The 14,478-nt window shown below is 69.4% G+C and carries 17 protein-coding genes and 1 tRNA gene; 12 read left to right on the top strand and 6 right to left on the bottom strand.

From position 1 onward, the window contains the following. Nucleotides 1-8 precede the first annotated feature (8 nt). Both ACWEMY_RS09160 and ACWEMY_RS09155 read left to right on the top strand, forming a co-directional pair. Complete coding sequence (locus ACWEMY_RS09160) at nucleotides 9-176, top strand: hypothetical protein (protein ID WP_452389562.1); 168 nt, start codon at nucleotides 9-11, stop codon at nucleotides 174-176. A gap of 110 nt (nucleotides 177-286) precedes the next feature. Then, nucleotides 287-637 carry a hypothetical protein gene (locus tag ACWEMY_RS09155; protein WP_452389561.1) on the top strand — a complete coding sequence of 117 codons (351 nt, stop codon included), beginning with the start codon at nucleotides 287-289 and terminating at the stop codon, nucleotides 635-637. A gap of 68 nt (nucleotides 638-705) precedes the next feature. Here ACWEMY_RS09155 and ACWEMY_RS09150 read toward each other — a convergent pair whose 3' ends face one another. Further along, nucleotides 706-1,914: a L,D-transpeptidase gene (locus ACWEMY_RS09150; protein WP_375936896.1), complete on the bottom strand. Its 1,209-nt coding sequence runs from the start codon at nucleotides 1,912-1,914 to the stop codon at nucleotides 706-708. A 338-nt stretch (nucleotides 1,915-2,252) separates the two neighbouring features. On the opposite strand from ACWEMY_RS09150, the gene ACWEMY_RS09145 reads away from it, so the two are divergent. The 3 genes from ACWEMY_RS09145 (at nucleotide 2,253) to ACWEMY_RS09135 (ending at nucleotide 3,980) form a co-directional block, all read left to right on the top strand. After that, nucleotides 2,253-2,325 (top strand) — tRNA-Lys (locus ACWEMY_RS09145). A 618-nt stretch (nucleotides 2,326-2,943) separates the two neighbouring features. Beyond that, nucleotides 2,944-3,558 carry a transglycosylase SLT domain-containing protein gene (locus ACWEMY_RS09140; RefSeq protein WP_375936899.1) on the top strand — a complete coding sequence of 205 codons (615 nt, stop codon included), beginning with the start codon at nucleotides 2,944-2,946 and terminating at the stop codon, nucleotides 3,556-3,558. 77 nt (nucleotides 3,559-3,635) lie between these two features. Then, nucleotides 3,636-3,980 (top strand): hypothetical protein, encoded by a 345-nt coding sequence (locus ACWEMY_RS09135; protein WP_452389560.1) that lies wholly within the window; start codon nucleotides 3,636-3,638, stop codon nucleotides 3,978-3,980. On the opposite strand, the gene ACWEMY_RS09130 is transcribed toward ACWEMY_RS09135, so the two are convergent. Next, the gene (locus ACWEMY_RS09130; RefSeq protein ID WP_452389559.1) at nucleotides 3,977-4,774 is read right to left on the bottom strand and encodes an alpha/beta fold hydrolase; all 798 of its coding nucleotides are present in this window, start codon (nucleotides 4,772-4,774) and stop codon (nucleotides 3,977-3,979) included. The genes ACWEMY_RS09135 and ACWEMY_RS09130 overlap by 4 nt on opposite strands. 102 nt (nucleotides 4,775-4,876) lie before the next feature. Between ACWEMY_RS09130 and ACWEMY_RS09125 the strand changes: the two genes are divergently transcribed. The 3 genes from ACWEMY_RS09125 (at nucleotide 4,877) to ACWEMY_RS09115 (ending at nucleotide 8,744) form a co-directional block, all read left to right on the top strand. After that, complete coding sequence (locus tag ACWEMY_RS09125) at nucleotides 4,877-5,191, top strand: ArsR/SmtB family transcription factor (RefSeq protein WP_375937327.1); 315 nt, start codon at nucleotides 4,877-4,879, stop codon at nucleotides 5,189-5,191. An 89-nt stretch (nucleotides 5,192-5,280) separates the two neighbouring features. After that, nucleotides 5,281-7,104: a phosphoenolpyruvate carboxykinase (GTP) gene (locus ACWEMY_RS09120; protein ID WP_452389558.1), complete on the top strand. Its 1,824-nt coding sequence runs from the start codon at nucleotides 5,281-5,283 to the stop codon at nucleotides 7,102-7,104. A 2-nt stretch (nucleotides 7,105-7,106) separates the two neighbouring features. After that, on the top strand, nucleotides 7,107-8,744 hold the full coding sequence (locus ACWEMY_RS09115; protein ID WP_452389557.1) for a SulP family inorganic anion transporter: 1,638 nt from the start codon (nucleotides 7,107-7,109) through the stop codon (nucleotides 8,742-8,744). 209 nt (nucleotides 8,745-8,953) lie between these two features. On the opposite strand, the gene ACWEMY_RS09110 is transcribed toward ACWEMY_RS09115, so the two are convergent. Then, on the bottom strand, nucleotides 8,954-9,817 hold the full coding sequence (locus tag ACWEMY_RS09110; protein WP_452389556.1) for a hypothetical protein: 864 nt from the start codon (nucleotides 9,815-9,817) through the stop codon (nucleotides 8,954-8,956). 64 nt (nucleotides 9,818-9,881) lie between these two features. Further along, nucleotides 9,882-10,343 carry a MarR family winged helix-turn-helix transcriptional regulator gene (locus tag ACWEMY_RS09105; protein WP_452389555.1) on the bottom strand — a complete coding sequence of 154 codons (462 nt, stop codon included), beginning with the start codon at nucleotides 10,341-10,343 and terminating at the stop codon, nucleotides 9,882-9,884. 73 nt (nucleotides 10,344-10,416) lie between these two features. On the opposite strand from ACWEMY_RS09105, the gene ACWEMY_RS09100 reads away from it, so the two are divergent. Both ACWEMY_RS09100 and ACWEMY_RS09095 read left to right on the top strand, forming a co-directional pair. After that, entirely contained in the window at nucleotides 10,417-11,394 is a 978-nt protein-coding gene (locus tag ACWEMY_RS09100) for a pirin family protein (RefSeq protein WP_452389554.1), read from the top strand. 135 nt (nucleotides 11,395-11,529) lie between these two features. Next, nucleotides 11,530-11,826, top strand: a complete 297-nt coding sequence (locus ACWEMY_RS09095; protein WP_452389553.1) for an excalibur calcium-binding domain-containing protein — start codon at nucleotides 11,530-11,532, stop codon at nucleotides 11,824-11,826. Between the two features lie 65 nt (nucleotides 11,827-11,891). Here ACWEMY_RS09095 and ACWEMY_RS09090 read toward each other — a convergent pair whose 3' ends face one another. Then, nucleotides 11,892-12,125: a DUF3618 domain-containing protein gene (locus tag ACWEMY_RS09090; RefSeq protein ID WP_375936923.1), complete on the bottom strand. Its 234-nt coding sequence runs from the start codon at nucleotides 12,123-12,125 to the stop codon at nucleotides 11,892-11,894. A gap of 75 nt (nucleotides 12,126-12,200) precedes the next feature. Here ACWEMY_RS09090 and bcp point away from each other — a divergent pair, with 75 nt between their 5' ends. Then, a complete protein-coding gene (gene bcp, locus ACWEMY_RS09085) occupies nucleotides 12,201-12,674 on the top strand; it encodes a thioredoxin-dependent thiol peroxidase (protein ID WP_452389552.1) in 474 nt (157 codons plus the stop codon). On the opposite strand, the gene ACWEMY_RS09080 is transcribed toward bcp, so the two are convergent. Then, a complete protein-coding gene (locus tag ACWEMY_RS09080) occupies nucleotides 12,675-13,403 on the bottom strand; it encodes a TetR/AcrR family transcriptional regulator (protein WP_452389551.1) in 729 nt (242 codons plus the stop codon). 116 nt (nucleotides 13,404-13,519) lie between these two features. Here ACWEMY_RS09080 and ACWEMY_RS09075 point away from each other — a divergent pair, with 116 nt between their 5' ends. Next, nucleotides 13,520-14,470 carry an ATP-binding cassette domain-containing protein gene (locus tag ACWEMY_RS09075; protein ID WP_452389550.1) on the top strand — a complete coding sequence of 317 codons (951 nt, stop codon included), beginning with the start codon at nucleotides 13,520-13,522 and terminating at the stop codon, nucleotides 14,468-14,470. Nucleotides 14,471-14,478: the final 8 nt, after the last annotated feature.

Here is a 14,478-nt window from a genome sequence, read left to right as displayed (position 1 = left end):
CTCGAAGCATGAGCACCCACCACGCACACACCTGGCGGATCGAGTCCTGGCACCGCACCAGCGACGGTCTGGTCACCTATCAGCGCTGCCGGTGCGGAGTACGTCGCATCGCCGTCGGCGAGACGGCCGGGATCACCGCCGAACTGCATGGCGAGGATCACCGCGCCACCGCCTGAGCGATCACATGACGGATTCATGACGAACCTCACGTCCGGCCCGCTACACTCTGGACCGCCGCCCAGGTGTGTGGCATCTCTCGTCAGCGTTCGACCGGAAAGACCACTTGATGAAGCGTTCCACCGTCGTCGTGGCCCTCGCGGCCGCCACCGTGCTCGGTCCCGTCGCGGGCACCGCGGCGGCGTCCCCCGGCCTGCCCCTCACCGAGTTCACCGCCGAGGTCCCCGGCGCCCCCGTCGGCGCGGGCCTGCCCAGCGAGCTGCCCGAATCCGGCTCGGCGCAGAGCGGATCGACGACCGGCCTGGAGACCACCGGCTCCTCGGGCACCGGCTCGGCCGGGCTGCCCAACCTGGACCGCCTGCTGTTCGGCGGCCGCATCCTGTGCGGCGCCCTCGGCAGCGCGCTGGCCGTGGCGGGCGAGGCCATGATGGACTGCGCCGACCTGCCGACCCCGGCCTGAACCACCCCGATCACGACGAAGGGCCACCGGAGATCTCCGGTGGCCCTTCGTTTTTCGCTGACCGCGGCTCAGGCGACGTCGGCGTTGCCCGCCTTCCACTCCGGCCACGGGATGTTCCAGTCACCGAGTCCGTCGACACCGGACAGGGTGCCGCCGACGGTGTTCTTGACGATGGTGATGTCACCGCGCTTGGCGTTCTCGTAGACCCAGCGCGCGTTGGCCGGGCTCAGGTTCAGGCAGCCGTGGCTGGCGTTGGAGTAGCCCTGCTGCCCCACCGACCAGGGCGCCGAGTGGAAGAAGATGCCGCTGTAGGAGATCCGGGTGGCGAAGTCGACCGGGGTGCGGTAGCCGGCCGCCGAGTCCACCGCGACACCGTAGGTCGAGGAGTCCATGATGATGTGCTCGAACTTGTCGCCGACGATGTAGACGCCGTTGTCGGTGGGCGTGCTGTCCTTGCCCATCGAGGTCGGCATGGTCATCACGACCTGGCCGTTGCGTTCGACCACCACCTGCTTGGTGTTGTCGTCGGCGGTGAAGATCTGCGCGTCACCGACGGTGAAGAACGAGGTGATGTTGTCCTGGCCGTACAGACCCTTGCCCAGGTCCTTGCCGTAGACGTTCACCTCGATGGACACCTTGGTACCCGGTGCCCAGAAGTTCTCCGGCCGCCAGCGCACCTCGCGGTTGTTCACCCAGTAGAAGGCGCCCTCGACGGCGGGTTCGGTGGTGATCTTGATGGCGTCCTGCGCGGCGCGACGGTCGGGGATGTTCTCGTCGAACTGGATCGCCACCGGCTGGCCGATGCCCACGACCTCACCCTCACCGGGCAGCAGGTACGGCTTGGTCTGGTTGTCCGGGGAGCTGGTGGTGAACGAGAGCCGGGTGGAGTTGGCCCCGCCCAGGCCGATCGCCGACGCGGTCAGCGTGTAGGTCTTGCCGTAGCCGAGGACCTCGGTGGTCTCCCAGGAGCGGCCGTCGGCGGCGAGCTTGCCCGCGACCGCGCTGCCCTGCGGGTTGGTCAGCTTCACGTCGGTGAAGGTGCCGTCCTCGACCTGGAAGCCCAGCGGCATCCCCGGCGAGACACCCACCTGACCGTCCTTGATCGCCGAGACCAGCTTCGGCTTGATCAGCTCGGTGATGGGGTTGCGATCGATCGCCGCCTCCACCCCCGTGCCCTCCGCCGACGAGCAGGCCGAGACGCCCAGTGCGAGCACCGCGACGAGCACGACCGGAACGAACGTCCGTAGCGACCGAGGTCGCCCCCGCTTCTTACCCATGTCAACCCCGTTTCCGTACCGGCGCAATAACCAGTGCGCCGCAGATCCCACCGACTGAATCGTTCATGCCAACCGCGCCGGCGGGGCGTTCGAGATCGTCGTCCCGTCATTCTGCCAGCCCGCCCGGCCCGCACCAACGGGAAAGCCCCCGCGACACGACCAGTTCACAATCGTTAGATACGTCCGGGGGCCGCCGCCGTTAACAACGCGAACAGCATTGCGTTCCCGCTGGTCAGAGCCCGATTTCACGTTTCGCCCCCGAGCCTGTTAATGTTTGTTCCGCACCGGAGAGCGGGGCCGGACAGAGAGTCCAGGAGCCGCGATCCACAGCAAACCAAGCGCCATTAGCTCAATTGGCAGAGCAGCTGACTCTTAATCAGCGGGTTCGGGGTTCGAGTCCCTGATGGCGCACAACAGACCGCATCCCGGCAGTTATCACAACTGCCGGGATGCGGTCTTTCTGCGTCCGGTGCCGTCGTCGGGCAACGGTCACGGTCTCGTTATCGAACGGCCATGGACTTCGGCACTGATGTCACTCGGACACCGATTCGGACAGCTTCGAGCTGCGCAAACGCCCGCGAAACCCGATTCGGGCAATCTTTTTCTGTGACGCCCGCCACTGCGGTAACGGGAGCAAACCCCCTGCATACATAACGATTCCGCAACCCCCGCGGGAACCGACCAAGATCGGCATCGTTTGCCGTTCAGGTCTCGTTCACCTTGCGTTCACTTACCGTGACCATTCTGCAATCAGGTCACAAACGGACCTGCGGTTTGGTTAGAGCGGGAGTACCCAACTTCCGGAAGTTCCAAACAGCGCGTGGTCTCCCCGCAGCCAGCTGTGGAGCACCGTGCGACGCGATGGACAGCCCTCGAGCGTCCCACTCCCTGACAGCGTCGCACCTTCCCCATACAGACAGAAACAACACATCGCCTGACCGGCGTGCGCCGCTGCGTGCGCTGCCGCGATCCACCGTACTCCACACCGGGCCGGTGCTCGCCAGACAGAGATGAAGGAACAGAACAGCAATGCTCAACAAAGACAAGCTCAGCACCGTTATCGGCCGTCGTTCGCGTCGTGAGGCGTTCACCGTGGCGGTCGCCGCGGTCGGCCTGGTCGCCGTGGCCGCGTCCTCCGCCGTCTCCTTCGCCGACGACAGCGTTCCCGAGCGTGCTGCGATGGTCGTCGAGCAGGCGGAGAACATCCCCGCCGCCGCGGCCCCGGCCGTGCAGGCCGCCCCCGCCCCGGCTCCCGAGGCCGCTCCGGCGCCCGCCCCCGAGGCCGCTCCGGCCCCGATGCCGGAACCGGCGCCCAAGACCTACGAGAACAACCTCGACGGCTGGATCCGTGAGGCCCTCGACATCATGGCCGCCAAGGGCATCCCCGGCAGCTACGAGGGCATCCACCGCAACATCATGCGCGAGTCGACGGGTAACCCCCAGGCGATCAACCTGTGGGACATCAACGCGATCAACGGCATCCCCTCCAAGGGCCTGCTCCAGGTGATCGACCCCACCTTCGCCGCGTACCACGTCGAGGGCACCCCGTTCGATGTCTGGAACCCGGTCTCCAACATCGTCGCGGCCTGCAACTACGCGGCCTCGCGCTACGGCTCGATGGACAACGTCAACAGCGCGTACTGACAGCTGCTGACGCACACAACGCCCGTGCCCCGGTCATCGTCGACCGGGGCACGGGCGTTCGTCGTAGAATCGCCGACGTGCCAGACAGCGCCGATCAGGCACCCGATCACGCGCATTCCGACGCGGCCAACGCCGGCCGCGTCGCCAAGGCCCGCCGACTGGCCGCCTATCTGTGGTCGCGCGATATCCGCAGCGCCGAACTGACAACCCTCGACGCCGCCACCCTGCGCAAGCTCGCCCGCGCCGCGCAGACCAACCCGCCGAGCACCGGCGAGACCTGGCGGGTGGTCGCCGACCTGCTCGACCAGAAGGACGCCTGGGCCGCCCGCAACCCCGGCCACCCGGCGGCGGTGCGCGCGCACGCCGACGAGAAGCTGCTGTGGGTCAAACCGCCCATGCGGCCCTGGTCGGCCGGGGACTAGGCCAGGAAGTCGATCAGGACGCGGTTCACCTCGTCCGGGCGCTCGAGGTAGCCGTAGTGCCCGCACCGCTCGATCTCGGTGTAGGTGGCCCCCGGGATGACCTCGGCGACCTCGCGACCGAAGCGCGGCGGCACCATCTGATCGTCGGCGAACCCGACCACCAGGCTCGGCACGGTGATCGCACGGTAGGCCGCGCGACGGTCCTGCGAGCGGTCCATACCCGCCTGCGCGCGGGTGCCCGCGGTGGCCTTGCCCGCGGTGAACTCGAAGATGTCGAGCCACTCCTGGGCCTTGGCCGGGTCGGCCAGGGTGTGCGGGGACAGGTTCAGCATGGCCTTGACCGCGGCCGCGTACTCCGGCGGCAGCTGGATGCCCTTGTCGTAGAGCGCCTGCTCGCCCCGGCTCAGCGTGCTGGTCACCGGATGCGGGCGGGCGGTGGCGGCGAAGAGCACCGCCTTGCCCAGCAGCTCGGGCCGCGCCAGCGCGAGTTCGGCGACCACGCGCGAGCCCATCGAGGTGCCCACGACGTGCGCGGGCGCGCCGAGGTGCTCGATGAGCGCGGCGGTGTCGCCGACGAGATCGGCCATGGTGATGCCCGACGCCGATTCGGTGGACGGCGCGATCCCGCGGTTGTCCATGGTCGCCACCCGGAATCCGGCCGCGACCAGGGCGGGGACCTGGTAACTGCGCCAGACGCGACCGGGGCTGCCGCTGCCCATCACGAGCAGGACCAGCGGGCCCGACCCGGTGACGTCGTAGTTGAGCTGGATGCCGTTGAGCGAGGCGATGGGCATATCTCTCCTGTTAGCCTGTTTGCTAAAGTTAGAAAACACCTTACCTCCGACGGCAGGACGGGACTCAGCACGGTGCCAGGACTGAGCAGGCCGCTCTATCAGATGAAGGCCGACTTCTTCAAAACCCTCGGCCATCCGGTGCGGATCCGGGTGCTGGAGCTGCTCAGCGAGCGCGAGCACGCCGTCTCGGAGATGCTGCCCGAAGTCGGCGTCGAGGCGGCGAACCTGTCTCAACAGCTGGCGATCCTGCGCCGCGCGGGGCTGGTGACCGCCCGCCGCGAGGGCCTGTCGGTGACCTACGAGCTCACCTCGCCCCGGGTCAAAGAGCTGCTGACCGTGGCTCGCGCCATCCTCACCGGTGTCGTCGCCGGTCAGGCCGAACTACTCGACAATCCCCCCGAGACCACCGTCGCCTGATCCGGCATCCACCGAACCGGATCGACCCGTTCCCACTGATTGCGTATTTTCTAAACTAGACACCTAGCAAGGTGAGAAGGGGAACAATCGTGACCGCGAGCTCCGTGCCTGCGACGGTCCCCACCGCGCATCCGGCCGTCCTGCGCTGGGTCGACGAGATCGCCGCGCTGACCACGCCCGACCGTGTGGTCTGGTGCGACGGGTCCCCCGCCGAGTGGGATCGCCTGACCACCGAACTCGTCGACAAGGGCACCTTCGTGCGCCTCGACGCCAAGCCCGACTCCTTCTGGTGCGTGTCCGATCCCGAGGACGTCGCCCGCGTCGAGGACCGCACCTTCATCTGCTCCGAAGACCCCGCCGACGCGGGCCCCACGAACAACTGGGTCGACCCCGTCGACATGCGCACCGTGCTCACCGAGCACTACCGCGGCGCCATGACCGGCCGCACCATGTACGTGATCGCGTTCTGCATGGGCCCGCTCGACGCCGCCGAACCGAAGTTCGGCGTGCAGATCACCGACTCGGCGTACGTGGCCGTCTCGATGCGGATCATGACCCGCTCGGGCACGCCGGTCTGGGAAAAGCTCGGCGGCGACACCGAATTCGTGCGGTGCCTGCACTCGGTCGGCGCTCCGCTGGCCGCGGGGCAGGCCGATGTGCCGTGGCCGTGCGACCACACCAAATACATCGCGCACTTCCCCGAATCGCGCACCATCTGGAGCTACGGGTCCGGCTACGGCGGCAACGCGCTGCTGGGCAAGAAGTGCTTCGCGCTGCGCATCGCCTCGGTTCTCGGCCGCGACGAGGGCTGGCTGGCCGAGCACATGCTCATCCTGAAACTGACCTCGCCACAGGGCAGGACGCACTATGTGGCGGCGGCGTTCCCGTCCTCGTGCGGCAAGACCAACCTGGCCATGCTGGAACCGGCGCTGCCCGGCTGGCGGGCCGAGACCATCGGTGACGACATCGCCTGGCTGCGTTTCGGCGCCGACGGCAGGCTCTACGCGGTGAACCCGGAGGCCGGTTTCTTCGGCGTCGCGCCGGGCACCGGCGAGCGCACCAACCCCAACGCGATCGCCACCATCGACCGCGGCAATTCGATCTTCACCAACACCGCGCTCACCGACCAGGGCGACGTCTGGTGGGAGGGCCTGACGAAGCAGCCGCCCGCACATCTCACCGACTGGCGCGGCAAAGACTGGACCCCCGCATCGGAAACACCTGCGGCGCATCCGAATTCGCGCTACTGCACCCCGATCGAGCAGTGCCCCTCGGTGGCGCCGGAGTGGAACGACCCGACCGGCGTGCCGATCTCGGCGATCTTCTTCGGCGGTCGCCGGGCGAGCACGGTGCCGCTGGTCGCCGAGACCTTCGACTGGGCACACGGGGTGTTCACGGCCTCGGTGCTGTCCTCGGAGACCACCGCCGCGGCGGCGGGCGCGGTCGGGGTGGTGCGCCGCGACCCGATGGCCATGCTGCCGTTCCTCGGCTATCACGTCGGCGACTACTTCGCGCACTGGCTGCAGCTGGGCGCGACCGCCGATCCGGCGAAGCTGCCGAAGATCTTCCAGGTCAACTGGTTCCGGCGCGATGCCGAGGGCACCTTCCTGTGGCCCGGCTTCGGTGACAACGTCCGCGTGCTGAAATGGGCGCTCGAACGCCTCGACGGCGGCGCCGAGGCGCGGTGGACACCGATCGGCTACGTTCCCACCGCCGACGCACTGGACCTGTCCGGGCTGAGCGAGACCGATCGTGCCCTGGTCGAGCGGGCCCTGGCCGTGGACACCGAGGAGTGGGTCGCCGAGACCCGCTCCATCGACGAATGGTTCGCCGGTATCGGCGGCAACCGGCTACCCGACCAGCTGCGCGAGCAGCTCGCCGCGCTGAAGTCGCGTCTGCTCGGCAACCGCTGACCATGCGGGCCCTGCTGCCGACCTGGTCGGCATGGCAGCCCGCCTTCCGGGCACCGGGTCCGGATCTGTTGTCGGGGCTGATCGTGGCACTGGTGGCCTTGCCGCTGGCGCTGGGATTCGGCATCAGTTCCGGGCTCGGCGCCGCCGCCGGGCTGGCGACGGCGATCGTGGCCGGTGCGCTTGCCGCGGTCTTCGGTGGCTCGCGCTTCCAGGTCTCCGGACCGACCGGCGCGATGACCGTGGTGCTGGTGCCGATCGTGGCCGAGCACGGCGCGTCCGGCGTGCTGACCGTGGGGTTGATGGCCGGAGTGCTGCTGGTCGGGCTGGCCTTCGCCGGGGTCGGCCGGGCGGTGCGGTTCATGCCAGCCCCGGTGATCGAGGGGTTCACCGCGGGGATCGCGGTGGTGATCGCGTTGCAGCAGTTCCCCGGCGCGCTGGGAGTGTCCGGGGCCGAGGGCGAGAAGGTCTGGCAGTCGGCCTTCGACGCGGTACGCCGCTTCCTCGCCGACCCGCACGCCACCGCGCCGGTGACCGCGCTCGCGGTGGCCGTGGTGATCCTGGTCGGCGGCCGATACCTGCCGAAGCTGCCGTTCGCCCTGGTCACGGTGGTCCTCGCGACGGTGTGCGCGGGCGTGTTCCACCTGGATCTCGCCCGGATCGGCGCGATCCCGGCCGGGTTGCCCGCGCCCTCACTGGAATTCCTGCGCCTCGACGAACTGACCGCGCTGCTGCTGCCCGCGCTCGCCGTCGCCGCGCTGGCCGCGCTGGAGTCGCTGCTCTCGGCGACCGCCGCCGACGCCATGGCGGTGGGCACCCGTCACGATCCCGATCGCGAATTGTTCGGGCAGGGCCTGGCCAATATCGCGGCGCCGCTGTTCGGTGGCGTGCCCGCGACCGGTGCCATCGCCCGGACCGCGGTGAATGTGCGCTCCGGTGCGCGCACGCCGCTGGCGGCACTCACCCACGCGGCGATCCTGGCCGGGATCGTCTACGGCGCGGCGGGCCTGGTGGCCGACATCCCGATCGCGGCACTGGCCGGTGTCCTGCTCGCAACCGCCGTGCGCATGGTGGAGGCCGCGTCCCTGGCGGCCATCGCGCGGGCCTCGCGCGGGGACGCGGTGGTCATGGCGATCACCTTCGTGGTCACCGTGGGCTTCGACCTGGTCACCGCCGTGGTGATCGGGATCGGGTTCGCGCTGGTTCTCGCGGTGCGCGCGGTCGCGAAAGAGGCCCGGCTGCACCAGGTCCCGCTCGACGAGTCCGATCATCTCGGCGAGGAACACGCGCTGCTGCGCGACCACATCGTCGCCTACCGCATCGACGGCCCGCTGTTCTTCGCCGCCGCCCACCGCTTCCTGCTGGAGCTGGCCGAGGTCACCGACGTGCGGGTGGTGATCCTGCGGATGTCGCGCATCACCGCGCTGGACACCACCGGCGCCCTGGTCCTCACCGACGCCGTCCGCAAACTCGAACACCGCCACATCACGGTCCTGTTCTCCGGCCTGCGCCCGGACCACCACCGCCGCCTGACCGCGATGGGCGCGCTGCCCTCGGGCGGCGAGGACAGCGTCTTCCCCGACACCGGCGCCGCGATCGCCTACGCGCGTCAGCTCATCCCCGCGAGCCGCAAGCACCATTGAGCCGTATCGCAGTGTCTCCCAGCACCGTCGGCCTGGCGGCACCAGCCGACCTTCGCGGCTCTCATTCCGCCGGGCTTGCGGGGCACCACAGGCGACGAGCTCCGCAGCCCCGGAGTGGGCTACACAGCCCCTGGGCGGGCCTGGCGGCGAGCGCCGGATCCTCGGCCGAGGGTGATCAGCACTGCGTGAGACAGGTCGCCCCCGGTCGTTCAGCTCGCGGCGGCGAAGTAGGCGGTGCGGACCTCGATGTTCGCCGGGGGCGGGAAGTCGGGGTTGCCCGAGCCGAGGGGGCCGACCGCTACTTTCCAGGTGGGCGAGGAGGTGTCGATGGCGGTGTCGGCGTTCGACGGTTGCAGGACGACATCGTGACCGCCGGAGCAGGAGTAGGCGCCGACCAGTCCGTCGGAGCGGCCGCCCCAGGCGCCGCCGACGCGGATGCGGCACTGGCGGCCGTCGGCGAGTTCGAGTGCCCAGGGTTCGGGGGATTCGGTGCGGCCTATCGGGGACAGTGGCGGGTCGACCGTGTACTTGCGCAGCGTGCGCTCCCAGGGGTCCGAACCGCAGAGCAGGGCGGCCTTGTCCGGGGTCGGCCAGCAGACATCGGCCGACGCCGCGGACGGGCCGCAGTGGTAGATACCCGCGGTGGTCGCCGACCGGCTGGGGACGGCATCGACGCAGCTCAGAGAGCTCACCGGATCGGGACTGGACAGCGTGAAGCCGTCGCGCGGCTGACCGGCGGCATCGACGGCGACCAGCGTGACGACCACTGTGGCGGGCCCCGGGGCCGGCGTGCCGCCACCGGTCGGCCCCGTCGCGGGGGCGGGCGTGCCGCCGCCGGTCGGTGCGGGTGCAGCAGGGGTACCGCCACCGGTGACCGCCGGGGCCGGAGTACCCCCACCGGTCGGCGCCGTGATGTCCGGGGCGGGTGTGCCGCCACCGGTCGGCCCCGCAGCCGGTGACGTGCTCGGCAGGAAGGTCGACCCCGGATAGTCCAGCGGTTTCGATTCCGCGCACCCGGTCAGCACCAGGGCACACGCCGCGCCGATCAAGACCTGTGTTCCGCCGATCCGCATGGCCGCCCCTTCGTCCGAACGCTCGAACCCCGACCTCTGTGCATCGCCGGCGCGCCCGGACTCGTTAACCCGGCGAACAGGTCCGGTCCGCCGCGGCGATCACCTTCGCCGACAACGAGCGCAGCGCGGCGCCTTCCTGCTCGGTCAGCTTGTCCACGAACAGGTCCCGCACCAGCTCCACGTGCTCGGGCGCGGCCCGGCGCAGCACCTCCCGGCCGTGTTCGGTCAGCGAGACGACCACGCCGCGCGCGTCGTCGGCGGCGGGCACCCGGTCGACCAGCCCGCGCGCGGCCATCCTGGCCAGCTGCTTGGACAGCCGGGACTTGTCCCAGCGCACCTCGGCCACCAGTTCCTTGGCGCGCAGGCAGCCGTTCGGCGCGGCCGACAGCGCCACCATGAGTTCGTAATCGGCCATCGACAGGCCGTGTTCGCTCAGTCCCGCGCTGAGCGCCCCGTCCAGGCGCTGGCGCATCTTGATGAACGCCTGCCAGGTCTGTTGCTCCGCCTCGGAGAGCCATCTCGTCACGGGAATTATCCTAGAGTGCGTAAGGTTGACATGGAAACCAAGCTACGTGGATTCACTTCAGGAGGCGTTCCCCATGCCAGCTGTCACCGTCGACGACATCATGGTGCTGCCCCGGCTCCCCCGCCCGGACGTCACCGAGACCCAGCGGCCCGTGCGCCGCATCACCAGCGCGCACCGCCAGCAGGAAGGCGCGGGCTTCGAGGTCACCCGCCCGTTCCCGAGTGTGGATCTGCGCTCGGCCGACCCGTTCATCCTGCTCGACCAGATGGGCCCGGTCGCCTACGAGCCCTACGAGGCCAAGGGCGCGCCCTGGCATCCGCACCGCGGCTTCGAGACGGTGACCTACATGCTCGACGGCATCATGGTCCACCACGACTCGCAGGGCGGCGGTGGCGTCATCGGCGAGGGCGACACCCAGTGGATGACCGCCGGTTCCGGCATGCTGCACGACGAACTGCCCGACGAGAAACTCGTCATCTCCGGCGGCACCTTCCACGGCATCCAGCTGTGGGTGAACCTGCCCCGCGCCAAGAAGTTCGCCACCCCGCGCTACCAGGACCTGCGCGCCGGCGAACTCACCCTGGTGAGCTCGCACGACGGCGGCGCCCTGGTCCGCATCATCGCGGGCGAGCTGGGCGGCTTCACCGGCCCCGGCTCCACCCAGACCCCCATCGCCTACGCGCACGCCTCGATCAGCCCCGGCGCCCAACTGGAAACCCCATGGCCGCAACACTTCACGGCCATGGCGTACGTGCTCGCGGGCAGCGGCACGGTCGGCACCGACCGCAGGCCGATCGGCCCCGGACAGCTCGTGGTCTTCGGCGCCGGTGACGTGATCAGCCTCACCGCCGACACCGAACAGCACACCGCCACCGGCGATCTGGAAGTACTGCTGCTGGGCGGAACCCCGCTGCGCGAACCGGTGGTCCAGTACGGCCCGTTCGTCATGAACACCAAGGAAGAGATCATCCAGGCCATGGAGGACTTCCAGGCCGGTCGCATGGGCACCGTCCCGGCCGAACATCTCACCGGTCGGCGCTTGGGCGAATAGCCGACCGCGGGTCGCGGCGATCGGGTGCGGCGGCGCGGTTGACAACGGGCGGCCCCGTCACAATTGTGGACGGGGCCGCCCGCCATTCCACGTGTCCGGGCCCACATCCGAACCGCAGCAGACATAGAGGAATTCATGAACGTCAGTCGGCTCACCGTCAGCCTCGCCGCCGTAGGCCTCGGCCTGCTCGTCACCCCCGTCGCCAACGCCGACGTGGTGTCGGGCTCCGCGGGCACCGGCTCTTCCAGCTTCGACTCCCTGCTCGGTGCCACCGGCTCGGCCAACCTGGTCCAGTCCGGCTCGGCCGGCGGCGCCTTCCGCAGCTGCGACGACGCCATCGCCGCCGGCCGCGCCCCCCTGTTCCGCGGCGAAGCGGGCTACTCCCCCCACCTGGACCCGGACGGCGACGGACTGGCCTGCCCCACGCAGTAAGAGAACGCAAAAAACACCCGATGTGGCTGCTGCCGCATCGGGTGTTTTCGTTTACCGCCGGAGTATCAGCGGCGGAAGATCTTGATCAGGAGCAGGCCCGCCACGAGGGCGCCCGCGCCGATCACTGTGTATTTGACCTTGGGCTCGTTGAACTTGGCGACCACCATCGCTTTGGTGTCGTCCGCGATCCGCTGCGGATCGGCGCGCACCGCCAGTTCGTCGAGTGTGGTCGCCAACCGGGCGCGCGCGATCTCGATCTCGCGCTCGATCCGGTCGGTGTCGTCCTTGGCCACCGTCACCTCCAGGTAAATGTCTGCTGCTCGCCGACGAGTCTATCCATGCCCCCGACCGGGCCGGTCGGATACCGTGCGGTGGTGACCGACAACCATCGCCTCTCCCCCGGAGACCCCGCCCCCGATTTCACGCTGCCCGACGCCGACGGCAAGGACGTGTCGCTGTCGGACTATCGCGGCCGCAAGGTGATCGTCTACTTCTACCCGGCCGCCAGCACTCCGGGCTGCACCAAGCAGGCCTGCGACTTCCGCGACAACCTCGCCGAGCTCGGCGGCGCGGGCATCGACGTCGTCGGCATCTCCCCCGACAAGCCCGCCAAGCTGGCCAAGTTCCGCGACGCCGAGGGCCTCACCTTCCCGCTGCTGTCCGATCCCGAGCGCGACGTGCTGAAGGAATGGGGCGCGTTCGGCGAGAAGATGATGTACGGCAAGACCGTCACCGGCGTCATCCGCTCGACCTTCCTGATCGACGAGAAGGGCGTCGTGGAGGTGGCTCAGTACAACGTGCGCGCCACCGGCCACGTCGCCAAGCTGCGCCGCGACCTGTCGGTGTAGTCAGTCGCCGAATCCGGCGATGTACACCTCGTAACCATCGAGCAAGCGGGCCAGACCGAATTCGAAATCGGCCCGCTCCCAGTCGATGTCGTCATCGTCATCGAACGCGGCGGTGGCGAGGGCGGCCGTGACCGACGGGAAACGCTGGGGGTCGAGGACCCTGGCCATCACCGTGGCGTAGTCGTCGCCCTCGTCCACCTCCAGGTCGCGCAGGAACCGCCGCTTGCTGACCACGAACATCGACACGTTCATCACCAGCTGCAACTTCACCGGCATCGGCACCGCCGCCCCGGCCAGCACGCCGAGCGCGGTCTCGAGCCAGGCCATATTGTTCGGGCCCATCGGCGGCCGGTACATCGGGATGTCCATCCACCACGGATGCCGCCCGATCCGGTCGAACTCGGCCAGCGCCCACTGCTCGAGCCCCGCCCGCCACGATGTCCCCGGCGCGATGACGGGCGGCTGCCCGACCATCCGGTCCATCAGCAGATCGATCAGCGTGTTCTTGCTGTCGACATAGCGATACAGCGACATGGCGGTGAAGCCGAGTTGCTTGGCGACCCGGCCCATCGACAGTGCCGCGAACCCCTCCGCGTCGGCCACCTCGACGGCCGCGTCCAGGATCTGATCGAGGGTGAGGCCGCGGCGGGGGCCGCGCGCGCCGGACTGCCCGAGCCCCCACATCAGCTCGACCGCCTTGGGTAATGCCGTGTCGCCGGACGTCGTCATCGACTCCTACCTCCTCCGCTCGCCTCGACTCTAGCGGTGGCCACCCTTGCGCTCATCAACTGCTTACTCTATAAACTATGTTTATCATATAAACAGTTTCTCGATCGGAGAACCTCATGCACTCCCCTCCCGTCCCCGCCCTCACCATCCGCGGGTTGCGCAAGTCCTACGGTGATCACGTCGTCCTCGACGATCTGGACCTGACCGTCGCCGCGGGCACCGTCTTCTCCCTGCTGGGCCCGAACGGCGCGGGCAAGACGACCCTGGTCCGCATCCTGGCCACCCTGATCCAGCCCGGCAGCGGGCAGATCGACGTCTTCGGCCACGACGCGGTCACCGAGGCCGACGAGGTCCGGCGGCTGATCGGCGTCACCGGCCAGTACGCCGCCGTCGACGGTGTTCTCACCGGCACCGAGAACCTGCGGCTCGTCGGCAGGCTCCTGCACCTGGACAGGTCCGAGATCCGCCGCCGCACCGCCGAGCTGCTCGACCGCTTCGACCTCGTCGACGCCGCGGACCGGCCCGTCAACACCTATTCCGGCGGAATGCGCCGCCGCCTCGATCTCGCGATGAGTCTGCTGGGCCGCCCGCGCATGGTCTTCCTGGACGAGCCGACCACCGGACTCGATCCGCGCAGCCGCCGCGACCTGTGGACCTCGATCCGCGAACTCGCCGCGAGCGGCACGACGATCTTCCTCACCACCCAGTACCTGGAGGAGGCCGACCAGCTCGCCGACCGGATCGCCGTGCTCGACGGCGGACGCATCGTCGCCGACGGCACCGCCGAGGAACTCAAACGGCTGGTCCCCGGCGGACACCTGCGCCTGCGCTTCGCCGACCCGCGGCTGCTCACCGCCGCGGCGTCGGTCGCGGTGGGCGGCCACGCCGACCCCGACCAGCTGACCCTCCAGGTGCCCTCCGACGGCAGCGCCGCGCAGATGAAACACCTGCTCGACCGCTTCGCCGAACTCGACATCGCCGTCGAACAGCTGACCGTGCACACCCCCGACCTCGACGACGTCTTCTTCGCCCTGACCGGTCAGCCCCGATCGGCGGTCGCCGCGTGAACGCCCTG

Source organism: Nocardia sp. NPDC004415 (genome assembly GCF_053602435.1).
Note: the sequence above shows the minus strand (reverse complement) of the source record. Positions and strands in the feature narration are given on the sequence as shown.

Excerpts from the sequence above, each read along its gene's own strand:
- ACWEMY_RS09160 (WP_452389562.1), top strand. The coding sequence starts at position 9 with ATGAGCACCCACCACGCACACACCTGGCGGATCGAGTCCTGGCACCGC.
- ACWEMY_RS09155 (WP_452389561.1), top strand. The coding sequence starts at position 287 with ATGAAGCGTTCCACCGTCGTCGTGGCCCTCGCGGCCGCCACCGTGCTC.
- ACWEMY_RS09150 (WP_375936896.1), bottom strand. The coding sequence starts at position 1,914 with ATGGGTAAGAAGCGGGGGCGACCTCGGTCGCTACGGACGTTCGTTCCG.
- ACWEMY_RS09140 (WP_375936899.1), top strand. The coding sequence starts at position 2,944 with ATGCTCAACAAAGACAAGCTCAGCACCGTTATCGGCCGTCGTTCGCGT.
- ACWEMY_RS09130 (WP_452389559.1), bottom strand. The coding sequence starts at position 4,774 with ATGCCCATCGCCTCGCTCAACGGCATCCAGCTCAACTACGACGTCACC.
- ACWEMY_RS09125 (WP_375937327.1), top strand. The coding sequence starts at position 4,877 with ATGAAGGCCGACTTCTTCAAAACCCTCGGCCATCCGGTGCGGATCCGG.
- ACWEMY_RS09115 (WP_452389557.1), top strand. The coding sequence starts at position 7,107 with ATGCGGGCCCTGCTGCCGACCTGGTCGGCATGGCAGCCCGCCTTCCGG.
- ACWEMY_RS09110 (WP_452389556.1), bottom strand. The coding sequence starts at position 9,817 with ATGCGGATCGGCGGAACACAGGTCTTGATCGGCGCGGCGTGTGCCCTG.
- ACWEMY_RS09100 (WP_452389554.1), top strand. The coding sequence starts at position 10,417 with ATGCCAGCTGTCACCGTCGACGACATCATGGTGCTGCCCCGGCTCCCC.
- ACWEMY_RS09095 (WP_452389553.1), top strand. The coding sequence starts at position 11,530 with ATGAACGTCAGTCGGCTCACCGTCAGCCTCGCCGCCGTAGGCCTCGGC.
- ACWEMY_RS09080 (WP_452389551.1), bottom strand. The coding sequence starts at position 13,403 with ATGACGACGTCCGGCGACACGGCATTACCCAAGGCGGTCGAGCTGATG.
- ACWEMY_RS09075 (WP_452389550.1), top strand. The coding sequence starts at position 13,520 with ATGCACTCCCCTCCCGTCCCCGCCCTCACCATCCGCGGGTTGCGCAAG.